Here is a 26,062-nt window from a genome sequence, read left to right on the forward strand (position 1 = left end):
TCACCGCACCACCTTCCGGACACAGCACCGCGCGATCGCGTGGTGCTGTGTCCGTTTCGCGGTCCGGCCGGTCCGCGGCGGGCTTCCGGACGGCTTCCGGCGGTGGTCCCGGACAGCTTCCGGAGGCGTGTTCCGGGGCGGGCGCGACCCGGGCCTCCAGGCCGCTGGATCCGCGGCAGACCGGGGGAGTGGCACCGTTCCGACACGCCCGGTGAAGCGCGACACGCCCGGGTTGCACGGATGCTGTGCCTATGGGAGACTTGTCCGGTTCCGAAATTCCACGGGCGTCCGCGCCCGCAAGGATCACTGCTCTGGCAGTGCACAACCCCCTTGTTCAGCAGGGCTGGGTTGGGCCGCAGGCAGCAGAACAGCTCGAATCCCAGGGAGCACGCCGGTCCGCCGGAGTGTGTGGGAAGCGACACGTCCACGTGGGCCGGTGTGAGCACCAGCAGCATGCCCGCCCACGCGGTTGACAGGAGAACAGCGGTCATCCCCAGCGGATGCGTCCGGTGATTCACGCAAACAGCCAGGTCCGCACAGGGCGGAACCCGGCGGCGTCAGGCGGCCCGAGGGTGCGCGGCGCAGAGAGGACAGAGAACACATGGCGGGACAGAAGATCCGCATCCGGCTCAAGTCGTACGACCACGAGGTCATCGACACGTCGGCCCGGAAGATCGTCGACACGGTGACCCGTGCCGGTGCGACCGTGGTCGGCCCGGTGCCGCTCCCCACCGAGAAGAACGTGATCGCAGTGATCCGTTCCCCTCACAAGTACAAGGACTCGCGCGAGCACTTCGAGAAGCGCACGCACAAGCGGGTCATCGACATCGTCGACCCGACGCCGAAGGCCGTCGACTCGCTCATGCGTCTCGACCTCCCGGCCGACGTCAACATCGAGATCAAGCTGTAAGGGGGCTGACTGATGGCGAATTCAACCAAGTCCGTCAAGGGCCTCCTCGGCAAGAAGCTCGGGATGACCCAGGTGTGGGACGAGAACAACAAGTTCATCCCCGTCACCGTGATCGAGGTCGGCCCGAACGTGGTCACCCAGATCCGCAACGTCGAGCGTGACGGCTACGAGGCGATCCAGATCGCCGCCGGCCAGATCGACCCGCGCAAGGTGAACAAGCCGGCCGCTGGCCACTTCGAGGCCGCCGGGGTCACCCCGCGCCGCACCCTCACCGAGATCCGCACGTCGGACGCCGGCGAGTACACGCTGGGCCAGGAGCTCACCGTGGACGCCACGTTCGAAGCCGGCGCGAAGGTCGACGTCGTCGGCACGAGCAAGGGCAAGGGCTTCGCGGGTGTCATGAAGCGCCACGGCTTCGCCGGCGTCTCCGCCTCGCACGGTTCGCACCGCAACCACCGCAAGCCCGGCTCGATCGGTGCTTCCTCGACCCCGTCGCGTGTCTTCAAGGGCATGCGCATGGCCGGTCGCATGGGTGGCGAGCGCGTCACCGTCCTCAACCTCACGGTGCACGCCGTCGACGCCGAGAAGGGTCTGCTGCTCGTCAAGGGCGCCGTCCCCGGTGCTCGCGGTCGCTCCGTCTTCGTCCGCACCGCCGTGAAGGGTAAGTGATCATGGCCACCACGACCGCAACCACGATCGACGTCCTCGACGCATCGGGTGTCAAGTCCGGCACCGTCGAGCTCCCCGCCGAGCTCTTCGACGTCGAGACCAACGTCCCGCTGATCCACCAGGTCGTCACCGCGCAGCGCGCCGCTTCGCGTCAGGGCACCCACAAGACCAAGAACCGCGGCGAAGTCCGCGGTGCCGGTCGCAAGCCGTTCAAGCAGAAGGGCACCGGCCGCGCCCGTCAGGGTTCCGTCCGCGCTCCGGAGCACACCGGCGGTGGCGTCGTCCACGGACCGACCCCGCGCGACTACTCGCAGCGCACCCCGAAGAAGATGATCGCCGCGGCTCTGCTCGGCTCGCTCTCGGACCGCGCCCGCGGTGGCCGCATCTCCGCTGTGGAGGGCTTCGTCGCGGCCGAGGTGCCGTCGACCAAGACCGCCCGCACGCTCCTCGAGAAGGTCGCGCCCGTCAAGAACGTGCTCGTCGTGCTCGAGTCGGACGACGAGCTCACGCTCAAGTCGATCCGCAACCTGCCGAACGTCCACGCGCTCTCGTACGGCCAGCTGAACGCCTACGACGTCCTCGTGTCGGACGCCATCGTCTTCAGCAAGAGCGCCCTCGACGCCTTCATCGCGTCGAAGACCGCGAAGGAGATCACCGCATGAGCGGCTTCAACAAGGACCCGCGCGACATCATCATCTCGCCGGTCGTGTCGGAGAAGAGCTACGGCCTCATCGACCAGGGCAAGTACACGTTCATCGTGGACCCCCGTGCGAACAAGACCGAGATCAAGCTCGCGATCGAGAAGATCTTCAACGTCAAGGTCGCCGGCATCAACACGCTGAACCGTCCGGGCAAGACCCGCCGCACCAAGTTCGGTCTGGGCAAGCGCAAGGACACCAAGCGTGCCATCGTGACGCTCAAGTCCGGTTCGATCGACATCTTCACGGCTGTCGGCTGAGGACCAGAGGGATAAATCATGGCTATTCGTAACTACAAGCCGACGACCCCGGGTCGTCGTGGCTCCTCGGTCGCCGACTTCGCCGAGATCACCCGCTCGACCCCGGAGAAGTCCCTGCTTCGTCCGCTGCCGAAGACCGGTGGCCGCAACAGCTCGGGCCGCATCACCACCCGCCACATCGGTGGTGGCCACAAGCGCCAGTACCGCGTGATCGACTTCCGTCGTCACGACAAGGACGGCGTGGACGCCAAGGTCGCGCACATCGAGTACGACCCGAACCGCACGGCGCGCATCGCGCTCCTGCACTTCGTGGACGGCACCAAGCGCTACATCATCGCCCCGAACAAGCTCAAGCAGGGCGACGTCGTCGAGCAGGGCCCCGGTGCTGACATCAAGCCCGGCAACAACCTGCCGCTCCGCAACATCCCCGTGGGTACGGTCATCCACGCGATCGAGCTCCGCCCCGGTGGCGGCGCCAAGCTCGCGCGTTCGGCCGGCTCCTCGGTGCGTCTCGTCGCGAAGGACGGCCCCTACGCGCAGCTCCGTCTGCCGTCGGGTGAAGTCCGCAACGTCGACGCCCGCTGCCGCGCCACGATCGGCGAGGTCGGCAACGCCGAGCAGTCGAACATCAACTGGGGCAAGGCCGGCCGCATGCGCTGGAAGGGCGTCCGCCCGACCGTCCGTGGTGTCGCGATGAACCCGATCGACCACCCGCACGGTGGTGGTGAGGGCAAGACCTCCGGTGGACGTCACCCGGTCAGCCCCTGGGGCCAGTCCGAGGGCCGCACGCGCAAGCCGAACAAGCCGAGCGACAAGCTCATCGTCCGTCGCCGTAACGCCGGCAAGAAGCGCAAGTAGGAGTTCAGAAGATGCCACGCAGTCTGAAGAAGGGCCCCTTCGTCGACGAGCACCTGCTCCGCAAGGTCGTCACGCAGAACGAGGCCAGCACGAAGAACGTGATCCGTACGTGGTCGCGCCGCTCGATGATCGTCCCGAACATGCTCGGGCACACCATCGCGGTGCACGACGGACGCAAGCACATCCCGGTGTTCGTCACCGAATCGATGGTCGGTCACAAGCTCGGCGAGTTCGCGCCGACCCGTACCTTCCGCGGTCACGTGAAGGACGACAAGAAGGGCCGTCGCCGCTAAGGCGGCGACGCAGAGGAGGAACGAAATGGTGGAGTCGATCGCACGCGTGCGACACATCCGCGTCACGCCTCAGAAGGCCCGTCGCGTCATCGAGCTGATCCGCGGCAAGCAGGCCCACGAGGCGCTCGCCATCCTGAAGTTCGCCCCCCAGGGCGCTTCGGAGCCCGTGTACAAGCTGGTCGCCTCAGCGATCGCCAACGCACGCGTCAAGGCGGACTCGACGAACAGCTTCCTGGACGAGCGCGACCTCTACGTGAGCCGCGTCTTCGTCGACGAAGGCACGACCCTCAAGCGGTTCCAGCCGCGTGCCCAGGGCCGCGCCTTCCGGATCAACAAGCGCACCAGCCACATCACGGTGGTCCTCGCGACCCCTGACGAGGCCGAGGCTGCTGCCGCGACGAGCAAGAAGGCGAGCAAGTAATGGGCCAGAAGGTCAACCCGTACGGCTTCCGTCTCGGGATCACGACGGACCACGTCTCGCACTGGTTCACCGACAGCACGAAGCCGGGTCAGCGTTACGCCGACTACGTGGCCGAGGACATCAAGGTGCGTCAGTACCTGAAGAAGACCCTCGACCGTGCCGGCGTCGCCCGCATCGAGCTCGAGCGCACCCGTGACCGTGTCCGCGTGGACATCCACACGGCGCGTCCGGGCATCGTCATCGGCCGCCGCGGCGCCGAGGCGGAGCGCATCCGCGGTGAGCTCGAGAAGCTCACCAAGAAGCAGATCCAGCTCAACATCCTCGAGGTGAAGAACCCCGAGACCGAAGCCCAGCTCGTCGCGCAGGGCATCGCGGAGCAGCTCTCCGCTCGTGTCGCGTTCCGTCGCGCCATGCGCAAGGGCCTCCAGGGTGCACAGCGCGCCGGTGCCAAGGGTGTCCGCATCCAGGTCGCCGGCCGTCTCGGCGGCGCCGAGATGTCGCGCTCGGAGTTCTACCGCGAGGGCCGCGTGCCCCTGCACACGCTCCGCGCCAACATCGACTACGGCTTCTACGAGGCCCGGACGACGTTCGGTCGCATCGGTGTGAAGGTCTGGATCTACAAGGGCGACATCACGAACAAGGAGCTCGCTCGCGAGCAGGCGAACCAGCGTTCGTCGCGCCCGGAGCGTCGTGGCGGCCCGCGTGGCGACCGCAATGACCGCGGTGACCGTCGTGGCGGCGACCGCGGCGGCCGTGAGCAGCAGGCCCCGCAGGAAGCGCCGGCCGGCGCAGGAGTTGAGGCGTAACCATGCTTATCCCCCGTCGAGTCAAGCACCGCAAGCAGCACCACCCGAAGCGTTCGGGTCAGGCCACCGGTGGCACCAAGGTCTCCTTCGGTGACTACGGCATCCAGGCCCTCACGCCCGCTTACGTGACCAACCGTCAGATCGAGTCCGCTCGTATCGCCATGACGCGTCACATCAAGCGTGGCGGCAAGGTGTGGATCAACATCTACCCGGACCGTCCGCTCACCAAGAAGCCTGCTGAGACCCGCATGGGTTCCGGTAAGGGTTCGCCCGAGTGGTGGATCGCGAACGTCAAGCCCGGCCGTGTGCTCTTCGAGCTCTCCGGCGTCAGCGAGGACATCGCCCGTGAGGCGTTGACCCGTGCAATTCACAAGCTGCCCCTCAAGGCACGCATCATCAAGCGCGAGGAGGGCGACGCATAATGGCGATCGGTTCCAAGGAGCTCCGTCCGACGGAGCTCGACACGTTCGAGAACGAGCGTCTCGCTGACGAGCTGAAGAAGGCCAAGGAGGAGCTCTTCAACCTCCGCTTCCAGTCGGCCACCGGCCAGCTGGAGAGCCACGGTCGTCTCCGTGCCGTCAAGCGCGACATCGCCCGGATCTACACCGTCCTCCGCGAGCGCGAGCTCGGCATCCGTGCCACTCCCGCTCCCGTCGAGACCGCAACCAAGGCCAAGAAGTCGACGAAGAAGGCCGAGAAGCCGGCTGAGTCGACCGAGGCCGAGACCGCCGAGGAGAACTGATGGCGAACGAAGAGAAGGACTCCGCCGCCCTCACCCGCGGCTACCGCAAGACGCGCCGCGGTTACGTGACCAGCGACAAGATGGACAAGACCATCGTCGTCGAGGTCGAGGACCGCGTGAAGCACGCCCTCTACGGCAAGGTCATCCGCCGCACCTCCAAGGTGAAGGCGCACGACGAGGCCGGTTCGGCCGGTGTCGGCGACCTCGTCGTGATCAGCGAGACCCGTCCCCTCAGTGCCTCCAAGCGCTGGCGCCTGGTCGAGATCCTCGAGAAGGCCAAGTAGGCCTCGCGGCCCGCTTGCGGAAATAGGAGACAGCAGTGATTCAGCAGGAATCCCGCCTGAAGGTCGCCGACAACACGGGTGCCAAGGAGATCTTGACCATCCGCGTTCTCGGTGGCTCGGGTCGTCGCTACGCCGGACTCGGTGACGTCATCGTCGCCACGGTGAAGGACGCCATCCCCGGCGGCAACGTGAAGAAGGGTGACGTCGTCAAGGCGGTCATCGTTCGCACCAAGAAGGAGACCCGTCGTCAGGACGGCTCCTACATCAAGTTCGACGAGAACGCGGCAGTGATCCTCAAGGCTGACGGCGACCCGCGCGGCACGCGCATCTTCGGTCCGGTCGGTCGCGAGCTTCGTGACAAGAAGTTCATGAAGATCATCTCGCTCGCGCCGGAGGTGCTGTAAGCCATGGCGAACATCAAGAAGGGTGACCTGGTCCAGGTCATCACGGGCGCGACGCAGGAGCGTGGCGGCGACCGTGGCAAGCAGGGCAAGGTCATCGAGGTCATCACGGGCAAGAACCGTGTCGTCGTCGAGGGCGTGAACTTCGTCACGAAGCACGTCCGCGTCGGCCAGACGCAGCGTGGTTCCAAGACCGGCGGCATCGAGCAGCACGAGGCTTCGATCCACGTGTCGAACGTCGCGCTCGTCGACCCCAAGACGAAGAAGCCGACCCGCGTCGGCTTCCGCACCGAAGAGGTGGAGAAGGACGGCGTCAAGAAGACCGTCCGCGTCCGCTACGCCAAGAAGTCTGGTGAGAAGCTCTGATGACTGACACGACTGCCGCGACAGCTGAGAAAGTTCAGCCGCGCCTCAAGCAGAAGTACAAGAACGAGATCAAGGCAGCGCTGACCGAGCAGTTCGGCTACGGCAACGTGAACCAGGTCCCCGGCCTGGTGAAGGTCGTCGTGAACACCGGTGTCGGCGAGGCAGCTCGCGACTCGAAGATCATGGACGGGGCCATCAAGGACCTCACCGCGATCACGGGTCAGAAGCCGCAGGTCACGATGGCCCGCAAGTCCATCGCGCAGTTCAAGCTGCGTGAGGGCCAGGCCATCGGCGCACACGTCACCCTCCGCGGTGACCGTGCGTGGGAGTTCCTGGACCGCCTGCTCTCGCTCGCCCTCCCCCGTATCCGCGACTTCCGTGGTCTCTCCGACCGCCAGTTCGACGGCAACGGCAACTACACGTTCGGTCTCACGGAGCAGAGCATGTTCCACGAGATCGACCAGGACCGCATCGACCGTGTCCGCGGCTTCGACATCACCGTCGTGACCACCGCGAAGACGGACGACGAGGGACGTGCCCTGCTCAAGCAGCTGGGCTTCCCGTTCCGCTCTGCCGAGCAGACGGTCTAAACTACTTCGAGCGACGCGGGCCGGAGGATGCAAGTCCTCCGGCCCGCCCGCACGAACACACGGACTCCGGGGAATCGCCCTGGAGTCACTCGATCGCTCAGGTCGGCATTCGTGGAACGGGTGTCGAAACCAGGTGAGAAACGGAATCACATCATGACGATGACCGATCCGGTCGCAGACATGCTGACCAGATTGCGGAACGCGAACTCGGCGCACCACGACGCCGTCTCGCTTCCGAGCTCGAAGCTCAAGACCACCATCGCTGACATCCTCAAGCGCGAGGGCTACATCAGCGAGTGGAAGGTGGAGGACGCCCGCGTGGGCAAGACCCTCACCATCGAGCTCAAGTACGGCCCCGAGCGTGAGCGCTCGATCGCCGGCATCAAGCGCGTGTCGAAGCCCGGTCTCCGGGTCTACGCGAAGTCGACGGAGATCCCCCAGGTCCTCGGTGGCCTCGGTGTGGCGATCCTGTCGACCTCCTCGGGTCTCCTGACCGACCGCGAAGCCGAGCAGAAGGGCGTGGGTGGGGAAGTCCTCGCCTACGTTTGGTGATCGAACATGTCTCGAATCGGACGTCTTCCCATTGACATCCCCGCGGGCGTGACCGTCTCCATCGACGGTCAGAACGTCGCGGTCAAGGGCCCGAAGGGCGAGCTCTCGCTCGTCGTCGCGGAGCCCATCCAGGCCAACGTCGAGGAGAACCAGGTCCTCGTCACCCGTCCGGACGACGAGCGCACCTCGCGTTCGCTCCACGGGCTGACCCGGACCCTCATCGCGAACCAGATCATCGGCGTCACCCAGGGCTACTCCAAGGGCCTCGAGGTCGTCGGTACCGGTTACCGCGTCCAGGCGAAGGGCTCGAACCTCGAGTTCGCGCTCGGCTACTCCCACTCGATCACGATCGAGCCGCCGGCGGGCATCAGCTTCGCCGTCGAGGGCAACAACAAGGTCACCGTCAACGGCATCGACAAGCAGGCCGTCGGCGAGGTCGCGGCCAACATCCGGAAGCTGCGGAAGCCGGAGCCCTACAAGGGCAAGGGTGTCCGCTACGCCGGCGAGAACGTGCGCCGCAAGGCCGGAAAGTCAGGTAAGTGATCATGGCTATCGGAACTCGAGGCAAGAGCAAGGCGGCCGCCAAGGCCCGCCGCCACAACCGTCTCCGCAAGAAGATCACCGGCACCGAGGCACGTCCCCGTCTCGCCGTCACCCGCTCGTCACGTCACGTGTTCGTGCAGGTCATCGACGACTCGAAGGGTCACACCCTCGCCAGCGCATCGACGATGGAGGCAGACCTCCGCTCGTTCGACGGCGACAAGACCGCCAAGGCGCGTCGCGTCGGCGAGCTCCTCGCCGAGCGTGCGAAGACCGCCGGTGTCGAAGCCGTCGTGTTCGACCGCGGTGGTAGCAAGTACGCCGGTCGCGTCGCCGCGATCGCCGATGGTGCCCGTGAAGGAGGGCTGAACCTGTGAGCGACATCGCGAACAACAGCAACGCCGAAGAGACCCCGGCCGTCGAGGAGACGACCAGCGTCGAAGAGACCAGCGAGACCACCGAGGCCACCAGCGCCGAGGAGACCCCGAAGGGCAAGGAGGCGGAGGCAGCTGCCCCCGTCGCCGAGCGTCCGGTCGAGACCGCTGCAGGCTCCGCGTCCAACAACCGCGACTCGGCCGACAACCGTGGCCGTCGTGGTGGCGGTCGTGACCGTCAGCAGGGCCGTGACCGCAACAACCGCGGTGGCGACAGCCAGTTCCTCGAGCGCGTGGTGACCATCAACCGCGTCTCGAAGGTCGTCAAGGGTGGTCGTCGCTTCAGCTTCACCGCGCTCGTCGTCGTCGGTGACGGCAACGGCCTGGTCGGTGTCGGCTACGGCAAGGCCAAGGAGGTCCCCACGGCGATCTCCAAGGGTGTCGAAGAGGCGAAGAAGAACTTCTTCCGCGTCCCCCGCGTCGGCAACACCATCCCGCACCCCGTGCAGGGTGAGGCCGCAGCCGGTGTCGTCCTCCTGCGTCCGGCCGGCCCGGGTACCGGTGTCATCGCCGGTGGTCCCGTCCGCGCCGTGCTCGAGTGCGCCGGTATCCACGACGTCCTGAGCAAGTCGCTCGGGTCGTCGAACACCATCAACATCGTGCACGCCACGGTCGAGGCCCTCAAGCAGCTCGAGGAGCCCCGCGCCGTCGCAGCACGTCGTGGCCTCGACATCGACCACGTCGTGCCGGCCCGCCTGCTCCGTGCCGAGGCGGCCGCACGTGCCGCCGCGAGCGAGAAGGCAGGTGCCTGATGGCCATGCTGAAGATCACGCAGACGAAGTCAGTCATCAGCGAGAAGCAGTACCAGCGCGACACGCTCCGCAGCCTGGGTCTCAAGCGCATCGGCCGTACGGTCCTGCGTGAGGACAACTCCCAGAACCGCGGCTACATCGCGACGGTGGCGCACCTCGTGAAGGTCGAGGAGGTCGACGCATGAGCGACGAGAAGAACGAGCGCGTCCAGATCCTGAAGGTGCACCACCTTCGTCCGGCCGCTGGCTCGAAGAAGGACCGCACCCGTGTGGGTCGCGGTGAGGGCTCGAAGGGCAAGACCGCGGGCCGCGGTACCAAGGGCACGAAGGCCCGTTACCAGGTCCGCGTCGGCTTCGAGGGTGGGCAGATGCCGCTGCACATGCGCACCCCGAAGCTCCGCGGGTTCAAGAACCCGTTCCGCGTCGAGTACCAGGTCGTGAACCTGGACAAGCTCGCGGAGCTGTACCCGAACGGTGGCGACGTCACCGTTGCGGACCTGGTCGCCAAGGGCGCCGTCCGCAAGAACGAGAAGGTCAAGGTTCTCGGTCAGGGTGACATCAGCGTGAAGCTCACCGTCACGGTCGACAAGGTCTCGGGCTCCGCCCAGGACAAGATCGTGGCTGCGGGCGGCACCGTCACCGAGTAGTCCCGTCGGCGGCCCGTGCATTGCGCACGGGCCGCCGTTACGGTTTCCTTGATGGAGGCCCGGATCCCCCCGTCGGTTCGACGACGGACGCCGGGCCACGCGGTCGGCGCTTCCGGCCACGGGCGGATCCGCCCGGCACGATCGGCAAGACCGGTCCCCAGAAGTTCGGAGTTCTCGTGTTCAGAGCGGTCGCGCGCATCATGCGCACCCCCGATCTTCGGAAGAAGATCGGCTTCACCCTCGCGATCATCGCGCTGTTCCGCCTCGGGTCGTACATCCCGGCACCGTACGTCGACTACGCCGCGGTGCAGACCTGCCTCGCGAGCGCTTCGTCCTCCGGCGGTCTCTACGACCTGATCAACCTGTTCTCCGGCGGCGCGCTGCTGAAGCTCTCGGTCTTCGCGCTCGGCATCATGCCGTACATCACGTCGTCGATCATCGTGCAGCTCCTGCGCGTCGTGATCCCGCACTTCGACGCCCTCTACAAGGAGGGTCAGACCGGTCAGGCCAAGCTGACCCAGTACACCCGCTACCTCACCATCGCGCTCGGTGTGCTGCAGTCCACGACGCTGATCACGGTCGCCCGCTCCGGCCAGCTCTTCGGCACGAACGCCAGCTCCTCCTGCTCGTCGATCATCTCGAACGACAGCTGGTACGCGATCATGCTCATGGTCGTCACCCTGACCGCCGGCACCGGCCTCATCATGTGGATGGGCGAGCTCGTCACCGAGCGCGGCATCGGCAACGGCATGTCGCTCCTCATCTTCACGTCCATCGCAGCGCAGTTCCCGTCCGCGCTCTGGGCGATCGAGCAGTCGCAGTCCTTCGAGCTCTTCCTGTTCGTCATCCTGGTCGGCCTGGTCATCATGATGGCCGTCGTCTTCGTCGAGCAGTCGCAGCGGCGGATCCCCGTGCAGTACGCCAAGCGCATGGTCGGCCGTCGGACCTACGGCGGCAACAACACGTACATCCCGATCAAGGTGAACATGGCCGGCGTCGTGCCCGTCATCTTCGCCTCGTCGCTGCTGTACCTGCCGGCCCTGGTCGCGCAGTTCAACCAGCCCTCCGACGGCTCCGAGCCGGCCGCGTGGGTGACCTGGATCCAGAACAACCTGACCTCGGGTGACAACTGGTTCTACATGGTCCTGTACTTCCTGCTCATCGTCGGGTTCACCTACTTCTACGTCGCGATCACCTTCAACCCCGAAGAGGTCGCCGACAACATGAAGAAGTACGGCGGGTTCATCCCCGGCATCCGTGCCGGTCGTCCCACCGCCGAGTACCTCGACTACGTCCTGACCCGGGTGACGTTGCCCGGCTCGCTCTACCTCGGTCTCATCGCGCTCATCCCGCTGGCAGCACTGGCGCTGTTCGGCGCGAACCAGAATTTCCCGTTCGGTGGCGCGAGCATCCTCATCATCGTGGGTGTCGGTCTCGAGACCGTGAAGCAGATCGACTCGCAGCTGCAGCAACGTCACTACGAAGGGCTTCTCCGTTGAGCGCACGTCTCATCATCGTCGGACCTCCCGGAGCCGGGAAGGGCACCCAGGCCGGCCGCATCGCCGAGTCCTTCGGCATCCCGGCCGTCTCCACCGGGGACATCTTCCGGAAGAACGTGTCGGAAGGCACGCCGCTCGGGGTCCAGGCGAAGGCGATCATGGACGCGGGCGACTACGTCCCGGACTCGCTGACGAACGAGCTCGTGAAGTCCCGCCTCGAAGAGCCGGACGCCGGGAGCGGCTTCCTGCTCGACGGCTACCCCCGCACGGTCGGCCAGGTCGAGTACCTCGACGCGCTGCTGACCGAGCAGGGCGCCGGGATCGATGCGGTCATCCGGCTCGTGGCCGACCAGGACGCGCTCGTCGAGCGGCTCCTGAAGCGCGCTGAGCAGCAGGGCCGCAGCGACGACAACGAGGAGACGATCCGTCGTCGCCAGCAGGTCTACGCCGAGCAGACCGCCCCGATCGTCGACGCCTACCAGCAGCGTGGGCTCGTGGTCGAGGTCGACGGCCTCGGCGCCATCGACGAGGTCGGCGACCGCATCCAGGCAGCGCTCGCGTCGCGCGGGCTGACCGCCGGCGTCTGACCCGCGTGGCACGGTTCCGCAAGCCCTCGATCTACAAGACCCCGGACGAGCTCCGCGCCATGGTGCGCCCGGGGCTCCTGACCGCGGCAGCGCTCGACGCCGTCCGTGCGGCGATCCGGCCCGGCATCACCACGGGGGAGCTCGACGCGATCGCCGAGCGGACGATCCGTGACGGCGGCGGGATCCCGAACTTCCAGCTGGTCCCCGGGTACCGGCACACGCTCTGCGTGTCGGTGAACGACGAGATCGTGCACGGCATCCCGGGGGACCGGGTGCTCCAGCCGGGTGACATCGTGTCGGTGGACGCCGGTGCGGAGGTCGACGGCTGGAACGGCGACAGCGCGTTCACGACGGTGGTCCCGGGTGGCGACGCCTCCCTGTCGGCCGCCCGACAGCGGCTCAGCGACACCACCGAGCGGTCACTCTGGCACGGCATCGTGGCGCTCGCGAAGGCGAAGAACCTCAACGAGGTCGGCGACGCGGTCGAGGACGCCATCGACGAGACCGGCAAGTGGGGCATCGTCGAGGACTTCACCGGCCACGGCATCGGTCGGTCCATGCACGAGGAGCCCCCGGTCTTCAACTACCGCATCCGTGGCGCGGGTCCGGCGGTGCGTCCGGGCCTCGTGGTCGCGATCGAGCCGATGGTCACCGCCGGCACGATCGACAGCTCGACCGACGACGACGACTGGACCGTCCGCACCCTCGACGGTTCGGATGCTGCGCACTGGGAGCACAGCGTCGCGGTGCACGCGGACGGGATCTGGGTCCTGACGGCCGCCGACGGCGGCGCCGCGCACCTGACCCCGCTGGGTGTGACGCCCGTCCCGATCCCGTAGGACGAGCCTCCCGGCCGGCCCGTCGTCCCGCACTGCGGACGCGAGCCGATCCGTCGCGTCCGCAGGTGGTCGCGTCCCGATCGGACGGGAGGCGCGGGGCGGGCCCGCCCCGTCGGCTCAGTTGCCGACGGAGCAGGTCTCCTCTGCGGCGCTCTGTCCGGTGATCGACGACGGCAGCGGCGTCGCGGAGGCACTCGGCGTGCTCGTGCTGCTCGACGACGACGACGACGACGACGAGGACGAGGACGAGGACGCTGCGCTCGACGGCGTGGCCGACGGCGAGGCGCTCGTCGACGTCCCGCTGGAGCTCTCCTCGGACGCGCGTCCGGTGGTCGAGTCGCTCAGGGTGGTCTTCTCGTCCGTCTGGAGCGCGACGTTGAGCGCGTGCGCGGTGTCCTGGTCGACGATCACCCTGGCGCTGTCCGCCGGGTCGTCCGCGACCGGGTACTGCACGAAGAGCATGCTCGACGTGCTCATGCCGCGGAGCATGCCGGCGAGGCCGACGAGGGTCTTCGCCTGGCCGAGCCCGTCGGAGAGCACCATGTTGCTGAGGGCCGCTCCGGCGAGCTTGTAGAGCGTGATGGGGTTCGAGAGCGTGCCGTCGGAGGTGACCTTGCGGAGCAGCGCCGACAGGAACACCTGCTGGGAGCTGATCCGGGCGAGGTCGCTGCCGTCGCCGACGCCGTGCCGGGTGCGGAGGAACGCGAGGGCGTCGGAGCCCTCGAGCGTGTGCTCGCCCGCGGTGAGGTGCAGGCCGGTGTAGGTGTCGTCGATCGCCTTCGCCACGCAGACGTCGACACCACCGAGGGCGTTCGACATCTCGATGACCCCGTCGAACGTGATGAGGCTGGCGTACGGGATGCTCAGGCCGGTGAGGTTCTCGACCGTGTCGACGACACACGAGACGCCGCCGTTGCCGAGCGCGGTGTTGAACATCGCGGAGGACGCCGCGGGGTAGGTGGTCCCCGTCTCCGGGTTCGTGCACGCGGGGATCGGCACCATCAGGTCGCGGGGGAAGCTCACCGCGGTCAGCTGCTGGTGGTCCGCGGAGATGTGGATGAGCATCGTCACGTCGTTGCGGGCGCCGTCGACGTCGTCCGCGGAGTCGAACTGGCCGACACGGGTGTCGCTGCCGATGAGCAGGATGTTCGCACCGCCCTTGATCGCGGTGATGTCGGCGGTCTTCGCGGTGCTCTGGTCGTCGGTGCTGAGCTGAACGCTGGTCGGTGCGGTCGCGAGCTGGGCGCCGGCGATGGCGGCGACGCTGGTGCCGCTGACGAGGACGACGGCGAGGGCGGAGGCGACGACGGACACGAGTGTTGTCCAGCCCCGACGGCGCGCGAGGCGGCCGTGTCGGGCGATCGTCCGCTGGTTGCGGGTGGCGGGCACAGGTGTCTCCGTTCGAGGGGCTGCACTGTCACCGTAGGGCCGGAGTCCTGCGCGGCCCCAGGAGCGCGCCGTGGAACCACTGTGGAACGCTGGCCCTCCCCTCAGGAACACCCCAGAGGAGGGGGCACGGCGCGCGCACTTGGCAATCGGGCGCAGATCCCATAAGATCGATCTTTGGTGTGCCATGCCTTCTGGGCGTGGCGCCCGACCCGCAGACCGGCTCGGGGATCACACCGGTAATCCAACCAAGCGACAGTGAGGCTATGGCCAAGAAAGACGGCGTCATCGAGATCGAAGGCTCGGTGCTCGAAGCTCTGCCCAACGCGATGTTCCGCGTTGAGTTGACCAATGGGCACAAGGTCCTCGCGCACATCTCCGGGAAGATGCGCCAGCACTACATCCGCATCCTCCCAGAGGACCGCGTGATCGTGGAGCTGAGCCCGTACGACCTGACCCGCGGCCGGATCGTCTACCGCTACAAGTGATCCGCGAGCTGGAAAGGAACGACTCGGCGAACCCGCCGAGCACGAAGCCAGCGAGCACGAGGAATCAGCAATGAAGGTCAACCCCAGCGTCAAGCCCATGTGCGAGCACTGCCGTGTCATCCGCCGCAAGGGCCGCGTCATGGTGATCTGCAAGAGCAACCCGCGTCACAAGCAGCGCCAGGGCTAGTCCCAGCGCGTGACCGGGGCCGTCGCAGGCGGCTCGAGCACGAACCACAACTCAACATCGACAACGCAGTACCAGATCCCGCTCGTCCGCGAGCGGGGGACACCCCGGGTCGGAGGCCCGAGCACCGGTACTGCGCCACACCTCCATCGACAACAGGAGCAGCCAGCACATGGCACGTCTAGCAGGCGTCGACATCCCGCGCGAGAAGCGCGTGGAGATCGCACTCACGTACATCTACGGCGTCGGCCGCACTCGCGCGGTCAAGACGCTCGCGGACACCGGTATCTCCGGTGACATCCGCGTCAAGGACCTCACCGACGACCAGCTCGTCGCCCTCCGCGACTACATCGAGGGCAACTACAAGGTCGAGGGTGATCTCCGCCGCGAGGTCGCAGCCGACATCCGCCGCAAGGTCGAGATCGGCAGCTACGAGGGTCTTCGTCACCGTCGTGGTCTCCCGGTGCGCGGTCAGCGCACCAAGACCAACGCGCGTACCCGCAAGGGCCCGAAGCGCACCGTGGCAGGCAAGAAGAAGGCCCGATAGGAGATCATCATGGCTACCCCCAAGACTGCCGCGCGCAAGCCGCGCCGCAAGGAGAAGAAGAACGTCGCCGTGGGCCAGGCCCACATCAAGAGCACGTTCAACAACACGATCGTCAGCATCACCGACCCGTCGGGTGCCGTCCTCAGCTGGGCGTCCTCCGGGGCCGTCGGCTTCAAGGGCTCGCGCAAGTCGACGCCGTTCGCGGCGCAGCTCGCCGCCGAGTCCGCTGCGCGTCAGGCGCAGGAGCACGGCGTCAAGAAGGTCGACGTGTTCGTGAAGGGCCCGGGTTCGGGTCGTGAGACCGCGATCCGCTCCCTCCAGGCCGCTGGCCTCGAGGTCGGTTCGATCAACGACGTCACGCCGCAGGCGCACAACGGGTGCCGCCCGCCCAAGCGCCGTCGCGTCTGACGCGAGGAGCAACCGGCCGTTCCCCGCTCGTTCCCTGACGGAACAGTGCGTTTCCCTCACGGGACAGTGCGTTCCCTGACCGGAGCGAGCGGGGGCGGCCATTCCTGGTCGTTCGATCGCGCACCTCGGTGCGCGTGATCACAACTCAACAGACCCGTCGGGGCCCGGTCGGCCCCGTCGTACCGCCAAGTGTCATATAGCGGACACTTCGCCGAAAGGAATCCCACAGTGCTCATTGCACAGCGCCCCACCCTGACCGAGGAGTCGATCTCCGAGCACCGCTCGCGCTTCGTCATCGAGCCGCTCGAGCCTGGCTTCGGCTACACCCTCGGCAACTCGCTGCGCCGCACGCTCCTCTCCTCGATCCCCGGCGCGGCTGTCACCAGCATCCGCATCGACGGTGTCCTCCACGAATTCAGCACCGTTCCCGGTGTCAAGGAAGACGTCACGGAGATCATCCTCAACATCAAGAGCCTGGTCGTCTCCAGCGAGCACGACGAGCCCATCACGGCGTACCTGCGCAAGCAGGGTGCCGGTCAGGTCACCGCCGCGGACATCTCCGCGCCGGCCGGCGTCGAGATCCACAACCCGGACCTCGTCATCGCGACCCTGAACGACACCGCGCGCTTCGAGCTCGAGCTCACCATCGAGCGTGGCCGCGGCTACGTCTCGGCGACGCAGAACCGCTCGGAGTTCAGCGAGGCCGGTCAGATCCCGATCGACTCGATCTACTCGCCGGTCCTCAAGGTCACCTACCGCGTCGAGGCGACGCGTGCCGGTGAGCGCACGGACTTCGACCGTCTGGTCGTCGACGTCGAGTCGAAGCCGGCCATCACGCCGCGCGACGCCATCGCGTCGGCCGGTCGGACGCTCGTCGAGCTGTTCGGTCTCGCCCGTGAGCTCAACACGGCGGCCGAGGGCATCGAGATCGGCCCCGCGCCGGTCGACGCAGTGCTCTCGAACGAGCTGCAGACCCCGATCGAGGACCTCGATCTCTCGGTCCGCAGCTACAACTGCCTGAAGCGGGAGGGCATCAACACGGTGTCCGAGCTCGTCGCCCTCTCGGAGACGCAGCTCATGAACATCCGCAACTTCGGTCAGAAGTCGGTGGACGAGGTCAAGGACAAGCTCACCGAGCTCGGCCTGTCCCTCAAGGACACCGTCCCCGGATTCGACGGCGCCCACTTCTACAGCGGGTACGACGAGGACGAGTCCAGCAACTGACCTCGCGCTGATGCGCACGCGCGTCGTCACGGCGCGCACCACTCTTTCACCACTGGAGAACTGACATGCCGAAGCCCACCAAGGGCCCCCGCCTCGGTGGCGGCCCCGCCCACGAGCGCCTGCTCCTGAGCAACCTCGCCAACGCCCTCTTCACGCACGGTCGCATCACGACCACCGAGACGAAGGCCAAGCGCCTCCGCCCGGTCGCCGAGCGTCTCATCACGTTCGCGAAGCGCGGCGACCTGCACGCTCGTCGTCGGGTCATCGCGGCCCTCCGCGACAAGACCGTCGTGCACACGCTGTTCACGGAGATCGCGCCGCAGGTGGCCGACCGCCAGGGCGGCTACACCCGCATCACGAAGCTCGGCTTCCGCAAGGGTGACAACGCGCCGCTCGCCTCGATCGAGCTCGTCCTCGAGCCCGTTTCCGGCACCCCGGCCCCCGTCACGCGCAACTCGGCTCCGGCCGCTGCTGCGCCGGCCGCCGAGCCCGCCGCGGAGGAGACCACCGAGGAGGCCCCGGTCGAGGAGACCGAGACCACCGAGGAGTCGGCTCCCGTCGAGTCGGAGACCGAGACCGAGGCTGCCGCCGAGGTCGAGGAAGACGCCGCCGAGAAGTCGGACGACAAGTAGTCACACGCACCACCACGAACGGCCCTCGCAGCTCTGCTGCGGGGGCCGTTTGGCGTCCGGTCAGCGGGCGCACCGTAGGGTGACGCGTCGGCCCATCGGGTGAGGGCCGACACCAGGAGGACACATGGGATTCGAACACGTCGCGGGGGTGGGGACCAGGATCTGGCGATGGAGCCGGACGTCCGGCACCCAGCCGCGCCTGCTCCACGCCGCGAAGGCCGCCGGAGCCGCCGCGCTCGCGTGGTTCGTCGCACGGCACGTCCCCGGGGTCGCGTCCGACTACCCCTACTACGCCCCGCTCGGCGCCGTCATCGCGATGCAGACGACGGTGTTCGCCGGGCTCCGGAGCGGGATCCAGACGCTCGTCGGCATCGCGCTCGGCATCGGCGTCGCCGCGTTCACGATGTGGGTCGGGGACCCGGGCATCCTCGCCGTGGCCCTCGCGGTCGGCGTCGGTGTGCTCGTCGGCGGGTTCCGGATCCTCGGGGAGGGCAGTTCGTGGGTGTCCACGGCGGCGCTGTTCGTGCTGCTGGTGGGCGGTGCGCACGCCGAGGGCTACTCGCTCGGGTACCTCGTGCAGATGGCCGTCGGCGTTGTGGTCGGGCTGCTCGTGAACTTCCTGGTGTTCCCGCCGCTGCACTTCTGGGACGCCGAACACCGGATCGACGCGGTGAACGACGTCCTCGCCGACCACCTCGACGGCCTCGCCGCGGTCATGCGGGAGGGCAAGCGCGACGAGCCGGCGTGGGACCGCCAGCAGGACCGTCTCGACCGGGCGATCGCGGACGTCCGGTCACGGGTCTCGATCGCGCACGAGAGCCGCAAGATCAACCCGCGCGGGGCACTCCGGGGCTCACGGGCGCGGCTCCAGCAGGACGGTGCCCGCTTCCGCGCCCTGGAACGGGTCGCCTGGTACACGACCGACCTCACCGAGCTCGTCGCACGCTCGGGTCCGGTCTCCGAGGGCGTCGGTCGCCCTGATCCGGCCTTCGCCGAGCCCCTGGCGAAGGCGATGACGCAGCTCGCCTGCATGATCCGCGGCGAGTGCCCGGAGACCGCGGGCGAAGAGGCGATCGAGGAGGTCGAACGGGCACTCGATGCGAGCCGGGAGAACCCGTCGCACGTCGCCGTCACCGCGGCTGCCCTGGTGTCGCTCCGCGGGATCGTGGAGTCGGAGCGCCGGGCGACCGAGAACCTGGACACCTCGACCGGTCCGTCCGCGTTCAGTCGGCAGCGGCGCTGAACGAGGCCTCCGCCCGTAGACTCGGCCCGTGCCAGGACACCCCCGCATCGCCGTCCTCGGGCCCGTGCTGGTCATGGATCCGACCGGCACGCCGACGCCCGTCCCGGGAGCGTTGGCACGGGCGTTCGTCACCGCCCTCGTCCTGGCCCGCGGGCACGCCATGTCCACCGACGCGATCATCGACGAGCTGTGGGGCGAGGCGCAGTCGAAGGGCTCACGGGCCGCACTGCAGACCCTCGTGTCGCGGCTGCGACGGAGCACCGCGGACGGCCTCGTCGTGTCGACGAGCACCGGGTACGCGCTCGGCGTCGGCCCGGACGACGTCGACCTCGCCGCGGCCGAACGCGTCGCCGGGACGGCGGGTGCGGCGGACGACGACGTCCGCGCCGCGCTCGAGCTCTGGCGCGGCGACCCGGGTGCCGACGTCGAGGGTGACCTCGGTGCCGCGCTCGGCGAACGGGCAGCGACGGCACGACGCGGACTCCGACGTGCGCTCGGCTCGGCGCTCCTCGCCTCGGGCGACGCGGACGCCGCCGTCGACCTGTGGCGCGAGCAGGCGGACGCGGACCCCTTCGACGAGGTGGCCGTCGCCGGCTCGATGCGCGCACTCGCTGCGGCCGGCCGGACCACGGAAGCGCTCGCCGCGTTCGCAGCGCACCGGGAACGCCTGGCCGACGGGCTGGGCGCCGACCCCTCCGCCGACCTCGTCCGCCTCAACGCGGAGCTCCTCCGACGATCCGCGTCCGCCTCGGGGGCCGTCCGCCGGATCGGCCTCCGGGCATCGCCGAACGCGTTGATCGGACGGGAGGCCGACCTCACCACGGTCGCGGACCTCCTGTCGCGGGAACGGCTGGTCACGATCCTCGGTGCGGGTGGGCTCGGCAAGACCCGCCTCGCGCAGGCGGTCGCCGCGTCGGTGCCGGCGGACCGCGGGGTCGTGGTGCTCGAGCTCGCACCACTCGCCGCCGGGGATGACATCGTCCCCGCACTCGGTGCCCTGCTCGGGATCGCCGAGGTCCGCTCCGCCCGGGCGCTCCGGGACGCGGTCGTCGCCGACCTCCGTGGCCGCGTGGTCCGGGCGCTCGGGGACGAACCGACCGTCCTGGTGCTGGACAACTGCGAGCACCTCGTCGCGGACGTCGCCGCGTTCACCGCCGACCTGCTCGCGGTGCTGCCGGCGCTCCGGGTCCTGACGACCTCGCGTGCGCCGCTCGCCATCGCGGGCGAGGTCGTCGCGCCCCTCGCGCCGCTGCCGGTCGAGGCCGAGGGCGCAGCGGTGCGCCTGTTCACCGAGCGGGCCCGCGCGGCGCGACCGGGCGCGGTGCTCCCCGTGGACACCGTCCGGCGCATCTGCACCCGGCTCGACGGCACCCCGCTCGCGATCGAGCTCGCCGCCGCCCGGATCCGCGGCATGAGCGCCGAGGAGATCGAACGCCGGCTCGACGACCGGTTCGCCCTGCTCCGCGGCGGCGACCGCACCGCCCCCGAGCGGCACCGCACGCTGCTGGCCGTCATCGAGTGGAGCTGGCGGCTCCTCGACGACGGCGCGCAGGACCTGCTGACCCGGCTGGCGCTCTTCCCGGACGGACTGGCCGTCGACGCGGTGGAGGCCGTCGCGGCGGACGAGCGCCGGGACGACGCGCTCGACGACCTCGCCGAACTGGTCGAGCAGTCCCTGGTGCAGCTCGTCGAGCGGGAGGGCGACCCCGTGCGCTACCGCGTGCTCGAGACCGTGCGGGAGTTCGGCGCGGCCCGGCTCGACGAACGCGGCCGGACGGACGAGGTCCGCGCCGCGATGATCCGGTGGGGGCGCGACTTCTCCGCCGCCCGGAACATGTTCGCCGCGACCGGGGAGCCGCAGCGACGGTACTTCAGAGAGGTCGGTCGCGAAGCCGACAACCTCGTCACCCTGCTCCGCTGGGGTCTGCAGGCCGAGGACCGTCCCGCCGTCGCGCAGGTGTTCTCGGCCCTCGGCGGCTACTGGACGCTCCGCGGTGCGCACGGCGAGGTGGTCGCGATCGCCACGGACGTCGTCACCGTGCTCCGGCAGGCGCCGCCAGCAGCGGAGGACCGTGCCGCCACCATCCTCGGGCTCGTGCTCACCGGCGGGTCGTCGGCGTTCTCCGACCGACGCACCGCCGTCCGTGCCATCTCGACGCTGCGGCACGTGACGCGTGCGGGCTGGAGCGGGTTCCCGGTGCTCGACGCCCAGGCCGCGCTGCTCCTCACCATCGGACGGCCGGCGGAGGGGATGGCGCTCCTCGCCCGGTACCGCGAGGACCCGGACGACGGTGTCGCGTGCCTCGCACACATGCTCAGCGCGCCGCTCGCCGAGAACGACGGCGAGTTCGCCCTGGCGCTCCGGTACGCCCAGCGCGGCGAGACCCTCGCGGTCACCGTCGACGACGCCTGGGCGATGGGGTCCGGCGCCGTCACGATGACGCAGCTCCTCGCGCAGACCGGCCGGTACACCGATGCGCTCGCCGCAGCCGCCCTGGCACGGGAGCGGCTCGAGGTCTTCGGCGCCGAGGACGACCTGTACGAGATCGGCTGGACCGTCGGGCTCTGCGCCGCAGCGACCGGGGACGTGACGCTCGCCCGCTCCATCGCCGCCGAGCTCGGGAACCAGCCCGTCGCGAACCGCGGCGGGTTCGACGGCGACGCCGCGCAGATCGGCGTCCTCGCGATCGCGATCGACGCCGAGTGCAGCCGGAGCCTAGGCGACCTCGGCGCTGCTGCCGCCCGCTACGGGGACGCCTGGGACTTCGTGCTGCCGCGCCGGAAGCAGACGCCGCACTGGACGCTGATGGCGGGCGCCGCGCGGCTCGCGGCGCTGGACGAGTCGACGGTGGGCCGATCCGACGGAACCGAGCCGGGCCTCCCGGCCGTGGCCACCACGTCCCCCATCGCGCGCCGCATGCGCGTCGGTGCACTCGTGATGCTGCGCCTGCACCCCTGGTGGCTGGACCTGCCCGTCATCGGGACGGCCCTGCTGGGCCTGGCGCTCGCCGCCGCCCGGCTCGGCGACCACGACCGGGCCGCGCGGTGCTGGGGGCTGGCGAGCCGCTTCGGGTCACGGCAGGACTTCGCGGTGCTCGCGCACGCCCGGATCCGTCCGCTCCTGGTCGAGGTGCTCGGCGACCGGACGGTCCTCGACGCCGAGACGGCCTCGGCCGGATGGGACCGGGCCGAGGCCGTCGCGCAGGCACGCCTGCTGCTCGAGGAACTGCGCTTCAGCTGAGCAGGGTCACGCCTTCCGCATGTACGCGCGGACCGTGAGCGGTGCGAACACCGCGACCACGACGGCGGCACCGACGAGCGAGATCCACAGGTCGCCGCCCACCTGGCCGTGGTTCACGAGCTCGCGGACCGCGGTGATCAGGTGCGAGATCGGGTTGACCTCGGAGAACCAGCGCAGCCAGTCGGGCAGGGTGTCAGCGGGGACGAAGGCGTTCGACAGGAACGTCAGCGGGAAGAGCACCATGTTCGAGATGCCGGAGACGCTCGACGCGGTCCGGGCGATCACGCCGAAGTAGGCGAAGATCCAGCTGATCGCCCATGCGACCACGATCACCAGGAGCCCGGCGAGGACCACCGAACCGACGCCACCGGCCGGGCGGAGCCCCATGATGATGCCGACCACGAACGTGATCGTCGTCGCGATGGCGTACCGGACGGTGTCCGCGAGGAGCGCACCGGCGAGCGGGGCGATCCGGGCGATCGGGAGCGACTTGAAGCGGTCGAACACGCCCTTGTCCATGTCCTCGCGGAGCTGGACGCCGGTGACGATCGACGACGTGATGTTCGTCTGGACGAGGATGCCCGGGATGATGATCGGCAGGTAGGCCGCCACGTTCCCGGAGATCGCGCCACCGAAGATGTACGTGAACATCACGGTGAAGATGATCGGCATCAGGGTGACGTCGAACAGCTGCTCCGGCGTGCGACGGACCTTGATCAGGCCGCGGTACGCCATCGTGAAGGACTGCCGGATCGTGGCACCGAGTCCGGTGCCACCGACGCCGGGGCGCGGGGTGATGCGGGGCGCAGCGGTCGGGGTGGGGGCGATGGTGGTCATGCGTTGCTCCCTTCGAGCTCGCGCGTGGTGTCGGCGTCGTCGGTCGTGGCCGGGGCGCCCGTGATGGTGAGGAAGACCTCGTCGAGCGTCGGCTTCTGCACGCTCATCTCGGCGAGGGAGATGCCCGCGTCGCGGAACGACACGAGGAGGTCGGTGACGCGGTCCGGGTCCGCCATCGGGGCCGTCAGGCGGGTGCCCTCCGGGCTCGCGACCGCGTCGACGCCGAGCGTCTGGCGGACGAGCGTGCGCGCCGCGTCGAGGCGGAGCGCGTCCTGCAGCCGGAGCTGCAGGGAGGCGGTGCCGATCGACGCCTTGAGCTCGTCGCCGGTGCCCTCCGCGACCACCCGGCCGTGGTCGATGACGGCGATCCGGTCGGCCAGCTGGTCGGCCTCGTCGAGGTACTGCGTCGTGAGCAGCACGGTCGAGCCGGTCGCGACGAGCTCCCGGATCGTGTCCCACATCTGCGCACGGGTCCGCGGGTCGAGGCCCGTGGTCGGCTCGTCGAGGAAGATCAGCGGCGGCTGCGCGATGAGGCTCGCCGCGAGGTCGAGGCGTCGGCGCATCCCGCCGGAGAAGTTCTTCAAGGGGCGGGTCGCCGCCTCGGTCAGGCCGAAGCGCTCCAGGAGCTCGGCGGACTTCCGCTTCGACTCCGCCCGGGAGAGCCCGAGGAGCCGGGAGAAGATCACCAGGTTCTCCGTTGCGCTGAGTGTCTCGTCGACGCTGGCGTACTGGCCGGTGACGCCGATGAGCCGGCGGACCTCCTGCGCTTCGCGGCGGACGTCGTGGCCGAAGATGCGGGCCTCGCCGGCGTCGGGCTTCATGAGGGTGGCGAGCATGCTGATCGTGGTCGTCTTGCCGGCGCCGTTCGGGCCGAGCACGCCGTACACGGTGCCGGCCTCGACACGGAGGTCGACACCGTCCACAGCGCGGTTCTGCCCGAAGGTCTTCACGAGGCCGGTGGCGTCCACCGCGAGTGGTGTCGTGGTCATCGTCGTGTCCTTTCGTCGATGTCGAGGACGATCGTGCCGCGGGGCGCTCACGCGGCACTGACGCGGCGCTGACATCGGTACCGTTGGGGCGTGAGTGAAGGAACCGTGCGGCTCCGGCTGGACGTCGCGTACGACGGGGCCGCGTTCTCCGGGTGGGCCAGGCAGCCCGGGCTGCGGACCGTCCAGGGCGCGCTCGAGACCGCGCTCGCCACCGTCTTCACCCGGTGGGGTGCACCGCCGCTGCTCACCGTGGCCGGGCGGACCGACGCGGGCGTGCACGCGACCGGGCAGGTGGCGCACCTCGACCTCGACGCCGCGCAGTGGGCGACCCTGTCCCGTCCCCGCCGGACGCCGGCGGACGGGGCGCAGCGGGACCCGCTCGACGGGCTCGTGAAGCGGCTGAACGGGCTCGCCGGGCCCGAGGGGGACGTCGTCGTCACCCGGGCATCAGTGGCGCCCGACGGGTTCGACGCCCGGTTCTCCCCGCTCTGGCGGCGGTACCAGTACCGGGTCGCGGACCTCGACGCCCCCCGCGATCCACGTCGTCGGGGGCACACGCTCTGGTACCCGGGGCGTCTCGACCCGGCGGCGATGGAGCGCGGTGCGCTGACGCTGCTCGGGCTGCACGACTTCGCGGCGTTCTGCAAGCCGCGCGAGGGGGCGACGACCATCCGGACGCTCCAGGAGTTCCGCTGGGACCGCGAGCCGGACGGCGTGCTGGTGGCGAGCCTCCAGGCCGATGCCTTCTGTCACTCCATGGTGCGCGCGATGGTGGGGGCGACCATCGCCGTCGGCGAGGGACGCTTCGGGGCCGACCGTCTCGAAGCGTTGCGCGTGGCGGGGGAGCGGACCAGCGCGTTCAAGGTCGCACCGGCCAAGGGGTTGACCCTGACCGAGGTCGGCTACCCGGCGGACGAGGAGCTCGCCGCGCGGGCCGTGCAGACGCGTGCCCGGCGCTCCTCGAACGGCGGCTCCGATACCGTCGGGGGATGACTTCCCGCGAACCCCGGTCCGTCGTCTCCGTCGCTCCCGGGGTGGTCTTCGTCGAGGGCCCCGTCTCGAACTGGGTCGTCCTCGCGGAAGAGGACGGCGTCGCCCTCATCGACGCCGGCTACCCGGCCGACAGCGACCTGGTGCTCGACACCGTCCGCTACGCCGGGCACGACCTCGACGACCTGCGGCGTGTGTACGTCACGCACGGGCACGTCGACCACGTCGGCGGCATCCCCGGGATCCTGGCGCAGTACCCGCACGTCGAGGTGCTGGCACACGCCGACGAGCTGGGGAACGTCCGTGGACCGGACCGCGAGCAGGTCACACCGGCCGAGATCGGTGGGCGCCTGGCGTCGCCGCGGGTGCTCCGTTGGCTCGGCCGGGCAATCCGCTCCGACGCGCTCCGGCCGACCACCGTGCCGGCCGCGCGGGCCTTCACCGCGCGGGACTTCGAGGGGCGGGCGATCACCCCGTTCCCGGCCGTCGGGCACACCGCCGGGTCCACCGCGTACCTGCTGCCGGCGGCCGACGCGATCGTCACCGGGGACGCCGTCGTGTCCCACCACGACACGCAGCCGGGGTCGTGGACGCCGCGTCCACGGATGATCACGCCGTTCTTCACGGCGGACCAAGCGGTGGCGGTCGAGTCCGCGCGGGCGCTGCCGATCCCGGAGATCGTCCTGCCGGGGCACGGGCCCGCGGTGCACCGGGTCGGGCGGGAGTGGCTGCCGGTGGGTTCCTGA

General features: G+C 69.2%; 36 protein-coding genes. 33 read left to right on the top strand and 3 right to left on the bottom strand.

Translation table 11 applies throughout. From position 1 onward, the window contains the following. The first annotated feature begins 601 nt into the window (after positions 1 to 601). From rpsJ to map, 23 genes are all read left to right on the top strand, one after another. Positions 602 to 910 carry a 30S ribosomal protein S10 gene (gene rpsJ, locus EDF27_RS04950; protein WP_017885534.1) on the top strand — a complete coding sequence of 103 codons (309 nt, stop codon included), beginning with the start codon at positions 602 to 604 and terminating at the stop codon, positions 908 to 910. Positions 911 to 922: 12 nt separating this feature from the next. Beyond that, positions 923 to 1,579, top strand: a complete 657-nt coding sequence (rplC, locus tag EDF27_RS04955; protein WP_123654826.1) for a 50S ribosomal protein L3 — start codon at positions 923 to 925, stop codon at positions 1,577 to 1,579. A gap of 2 nt (positions 1,580 to 1,581) precedes the next feature. After that, positions 1,582 to 2,241, top strand: coding sequence for a 50S ribosomal protein L4 (gene rplD / locus EDF27_RS04960; RefSeq protein WP_123654825.1), 660 nt, complete (start codon positions 1,582 to 1,584; stop codon positions 2,239 to 2,241). Continuing rightward, positions 2,238 to 2,537, top strand: coding sequence for a 50S ribosomal protein L23 (rplW, locus tag EDF27_RS04965; protein WP_056121415.1), 300 nt, complete (start codon positions 2,238 to 2,240; stop codon positions 2,535 to 2,537). The genes rplD and rplW overlap by 4 nt, the downstream gene beginning before the upstream one ends. A gap of 18 nt (positions 2,538 to 2,555) precedes the next feature. Beyond that, the gene (gene rplB / locus EDF27_RS04970; protein ID WP_123654824.1) at positions 2,556 to 3,395 is read left to right on the top strand and encodes a 50S ribosomal protein L2; all 840 of its coding nucleotides are present in this window, start codon (positions 2,556 to 2,558) and stop codon (positions 3,393 to 3,395) included. A gap of 11 nt (positions 3,396 to 3,406) precedes the next feature. Further along, the gene (rpsS, locus tag EDF27_RS04975) at positions 3,407 to 3,688 is read left to right on the top strand and encodes a 30S ribosomal protein S19 (RefSeq protein ID WP_071276761.1); all 282 of its coding nucleotides are present in this window, start codon (positions 3,407 to 3,409) and stop codon (positions 3,686 to 3,688) included. Between the two features lie 25 nt (positions 3,689 to 3,713). Beyond that, entirely contained in the window at positions 3,714 to 4,109 is a 396-nt protein-coding gene (gene rplV / locus EDF27_RS04980; RefSeq protein WP_123654823.1) for a 50S ribosomal protein L22, read from the top strand. After that, the gene (gene rpsC, locus EDF27_RS04985) at positions 4,109 to 4,915 is read left to right on the top strand and encodes a 30S ribosomal protein S3 (RefSeq protein ID WP_132047579.1); all 807 of its coding nucleotides are present in this window, start codon (positions 4,109 to 4,111) and stop codon (positions 4,913 to 4,915) included. Before rplV ends, rpsC begins: the two co-directional genes overlap by 1 nt. A 2-nt stretch (positions 4,916 to 4,917) precedes the next feature. After that, complete coding sequence (gene rplP, locus EDF27_RS04990) at positions 4,918 to 5,337, top strand: 50S ribosomal protein L16 (RefSeq protein WP_123654821.1); 420 nt, start codon at positions 4,918 to 4,920, stop codon at positions 5,335 to 5,337. Continuing rightward, on the top strand, positions 5,337 to 5,657 hold the full coding sequence (gene rpmC / locus EDF27_RS20215; RefSeq protein ID WP_123654820.1) for a 50S ribosomal protein L29: 321 nt from the start codon (positions 5,337 to 5,339) through the stop codon (positions 5,655 to 5,657). Before rplP ends, rpmC begins: the two co-directional genes overlap by 1 nt. Then, positions 5,657 to 5,941 carry a 30S ribosomal protein S17 gene (gene rpsQ / locus EDF27_RS05000; RefSeq protein ID WP_071276754.1) on the top strand — a complete coding sequence of 95 codons (285 nt, stop codon included), beginning with the start codon at positions 5,657 to 5,659 and terminating at the stop codon, positions 5,939 to 5,941. Before rpmC ends, rpsQ begins: the two co-directional genes overlap by 1 nt. Before the next feature lie 35 nt (positions 5,942 to 5,976). Further along, positions 5,977 to 6,345: a 50S ribosomal protein L14 gene (gene rplN, locus EDF27_RS05005; RefSeq protein ID WP_017885523.1), complete on the top strand. Its 369-nt coding sequence runs from the start codon at positions 5,977 to 5,979 to the stop codon at positions 6,343 to 6,345. A 3-nt stretch (positions 6,346 to 6,348) separates the two neighbouring features. Then, positions 6,349 to 6,708, top strand: coding sequence for a 50S ribosomal protein L24 (gene rplX / locus EDF27_RS05010; protein WP_123654819.1), 360 nt, complete (start codon positions 6,349 to 6,351; stop codon positions 6,706 to 6,708). After that, positions 6,708 to 7,298: a 50S ribosomal protein L5 gene (rplE, locus tag EDF27_RS05015; protein WP_123654818.1), complete on the top strand. Its 591-nt coding sequence runs from the start codon at positions 6,708 to 6,710 to the stop codon at positions 7,296 to 7,298. The genes rplX and rplE overlap by 1 nt, the downstream gene beginning before the upstream one ends. Positions 7,299 to 7,451: 153 nt before the next feature. After that, complete coding sequence (gene rpsH, locus EDF27_RS05020) at positions 7,452 to 7,850, top strand: 30S ribosomal protein S8 (protein ID WP_071276748.1); 399 nt, start codon at positions 7,452 to 7,454, stop codon at positions 7,848 to 7,850. A gap of 6 nt (positions 7,851 to 7,856) precedes the next feature. Continuing rightward, the gene (rplF, locus tag EDF27_RS05025) at positions 7,857 to 8,393 is read left to right on the top strand and encodes a 50S ribosomal protein L6 (RefSeq protein ID WP_123654817.1); all 537 of its coding nucleotides are present in this window, start codon (positions 7,857 to 7,859) and stop codon (positions 8,391 to 8,393) included. Positions 8,394 to 8,395: 2 nt separating this feature from the next. Beyond that, complete coding sequence (rplR, locus tag EDF27_RS05030; protein ID WP_123654816.1) at positions 8,396 to 8,767, top strand: 50S ribosomal protein L18; 372 nt, start codon at positions 8,396 to 8,398, stop codon at positions 8,765 to 8,767. Beyond that, the gene (gene rpsE, locus EDF27_RS05035; RefSeq protein WP_123654815.1) at positions 8,764 to 9,576 is read left to right on the top strand and encodes a 30S ribosomal protein S5; all 813 of its coding nucleotides are present in this window, start codon (positions 8,764 to 8,766) and stop codon (positions 9,574 to 9,576) included. Before rplR ends, rpsE begins: the two co-directional genes overlap by 4 nt. Further along, positions 9,576 to 9,761, top strand: coding sequence for a 50S ribosomal protein L30 (gene rpmD / locus EDF27_RS05040; protein WP_082517835.1), 186 nt, complete (start codon positions 9,576 to 9,578; stop codon positions 9,759 to 9,761). Before rpsE ends, rpmD begins: the two co-directional genes overlap by 1 nt. Beyond that, a complete protein-coding gene (gene rplO, locus EDF27_RS05045; RefSeq protein WP_071299488.1) occupies positions 9,758 to 10,222 on the top strand; it encodes a 50S ribosomal protein L15 in 465 nt (154 codons plus the stop codon). Before rpmD ends, rplO begins: the two co-directional genes overlap by 4 nt. A gap of 176 nt (positions 10,223 to 10,398) precedes the next feature. Further along, positions 10,399 to 11,721, top strand: a complete 1,323-nt coding sequence (gene secY / locus EDF27_RS05050; protein ID WP_123654814.1) for a preprotein translocase subunit SecY — start codon at positions 10,399 to 10,401, stop codon at positions 11,719 to 11,721. Beyond that, the gene (locus EDF27_RS05055; RefSeq protein WP_132047581.1) at positions 11,718 to 12,308 is read left to right on the top strand and encodes an adenylate kinase; all 591 of its coding nucleotides are present in this window, start codon (positions 11,718 to 11,720) and stop codon (positions 12,306 to 12,308) included. The genes secY and EDF27_RS05055 overlap by 4 nt, the downstream gene beginning before the upstream one ends. A gap of 5 nt (positions 12,309 to 12,313) precedes the next feature. Next, complete coding sequence (gene map, locus EDF27_RS05060; protein WP_123654812.1) at positions 12,314 to 13,147, top strand: type I methionyl aminopeptidase; 834 nt, start codon at positions 12,314 to 12,316, stop codon at positions 13,145 to 13,147. A gap of 117 nt (positions 13,148 to 13,264) precedes the next feature. Here the strand turns inward: map and EDF27_RS05065 are convergent, their stop codons facing one another. Next, positions 13,265 to 14,536 (bottom strand): LCP family protein, encoded by a 1,272-nt coding sequence (locus EDF27_RS05065; protein WP_243698199.1) that lies wholly within the window; start codon positions 14,534 to 14,536, stop codon positions 13,265 to 13,267. 263 nt (positions 14,537 to 14,799) lie between these two features. On the opposite strand from EDF27_RS05065, the gene infA reads away from it, so the two are divergent. The 8 genes from infA (at position 14,800) to EDF27_RS05105 (ending at position 22,500) form a co-directional block, all read left to right on the top strand. Beyond that, positions 14,800 to 15,021: a translation initiation factor IF-1 gene (gene infA, locus EDF27_RS05070; protein WP_017885509.1), complete on the top strand. Its 222-nt coding sequence runs from the start codon at positions 14,800 to 14,802 to the stop codon at positions 15,019 to 15,021. 70 nt (positions 15,022 to 15,091) lie between these two features. Further along, on the top strand, positions 15,092 to 15,208 hold the full coding sequence (rpmJ, locus tag EDF27_RS05075) for a 50S ribosomal protein L36 (protein ID WP_071276701.1): 117 nt from the start codon (positions 15,092 to 15,094) through the stop codon (positions 15,206 to 15,208). Positions 15,209 to 15,377: 169 nt separating this feature from the next. Next, positions 15,378 to 15,752, top strand: coding sequence for a 30S ribosomal protein S13 (gene rpsM, locus EDF27_RS05080; RefSeq protein ID WP_071299484.1), 375 nt, complete (start codon positions 15,378 to 15,380; stop codon positions 15,750 to 15,752). A 9-nt stretch (positions 15,753 to 15,761) separates the two neighbouring features. Then, positions 15,762 to 16,160: a 30S ribosomal protein S11 gene (gene rpsK, locus EDF27_RS05085; protein ID WP_017885507.1), complete on the top strand. Its 399-nt coding sequence runs from the start codon at positions 15,762 to 15,764 to the stop codon at positions 16,158 to 16,160. A gap of 228 nt (positions 16,161 to 16,388) precedes the next feature. Further along, positions 16,389 to 17,384 carry a DNA-directed RNA polymerase subunit alpha gene (locus tag EDF27_RS05090; protein WP_056121453.1) on the top strand — a complete coding sequence of 332 codons (996 nt, stop codon included), beginning with the start codon at positions 16,389 to 16,391 and terminating at the stop codon, positions 17,382 to 17,384. Between the two features lie 65 nt (positions 17,385 to 17,449). Next, the gene (gene rplQ / locus EDF27_RS05095; RefSeq protein WP_123654810.1) at positions 17,450 to 18,016 is read left to right on the top strand and encodes a 50S ribosomal protein L17; all 567 of its coding nucleotides are present in this window, start codon (positions 17,450 to 17,452) and stop codon (positions 18,014 to 18,016) included. A 124-nt stretch (positions 18,017 to 18,140) separates the two neighbouring features. Next, positions 18,141 to 19,259, top strand: a complete 1,119-nt coding sequence (locus EDF27_RS05100) for a hypothetical protein (protein WP_123654809.1) — start codon at positions 18,141 to 18,143, stop codon at positions 19,257 to 19,259. Between the two features lie 28 nt (positions 19,260 to 19,287). Beyond that, positions 19,288 to 22,500: a BTAD domain-containing putative transcriptional regulator gene (locus tag EDF27_RS05105; RefSeq protein WP_132047585.1), complete on the top strand. Its 3,213-nt coding sequence runs from the start codon at positions 19,288 to 19,290 to the stop codon at positions 22,498 to 22,500. A 6-nt stretch (positions 22,501 to 22,506) separates the two neighbouring features. Here the strand turns inward: EDF27_RS05105 and EDF27_RS05110 are convergent, their stop codons facing one another. Together EDF27_RS05110 and EDF27_RS05115 are read right to left on the bottom strand one after the other, a co-directional pair. Continuing rightward, a complete protein-coding gene (locus EDF27_RS05110) occupies positions 22,507 to 23,337 on the bottom strand; it encodes an ABC transporter permease (RefSeq protein ID WP_123654807.1) in 831 nt (276 codons plus the stop codon). Next, positions 23,334 to 24,326, bottom strand: a complete 993-nt coding sequence (locus EDF27_RS05115) for an ATP-binding cassette domain-containing protein (protein WP_132047587.1) — start codon at positions 24,324 to 24,326, stop codon at positions 23,334 to 23,336. The genes EDF27_RS05110 and EDF27_RS05115 overlap by 4 nt, the downstream gene beginning before the upstream one ends. 90 nt (positions 24,327 to 24,416) lie before the next feature. Between EDF27_RS05115 and EDF27_RS05120 the strand changes: the two genes are divergently transcribed. Together EDF27_RS05120 and EDF27_RS05125 are read left to right on the top strand one after the other, a co-directional pair. Continuing rightward, positions 24,417 to 25,319 carry a tRNA pseudouridine synthase A gene (locus EDF27_RS05120; RefSeq protein ID WP_123654805.1) on the top strand — a complete coding sequence of 301 codons (903 nt, stop codon included), beginning with the start codon at positions 24,417 to 24,419 and terminating at the stop codon, positions 25,317 to 25,319. Beyond that, complete coding sequence (locus EDF27_RS05125) at positions 25,316 to 26,062, top strand: MBL fold metallo-hydrolase (RefSeq protein WP_123700874.1); 747 nt, start codon at positions 25,316 to 25,318, stop codon at positions 26,060 to 26,062. The genes EDF27_RS05120 and EDF27_RS05125 overlap by 4 nt, the downstream gene beginning before the upstream one ends.

Origin of the sequence: Curtobacterium sp. PhB136 (assembly GCF_004346855.1) — a bacterium.
Lineage (GTDB): Bacteria > Actinomycetota > Actinomycetes > Actinomycetales > Microbacteriaceae > Curtobacterium.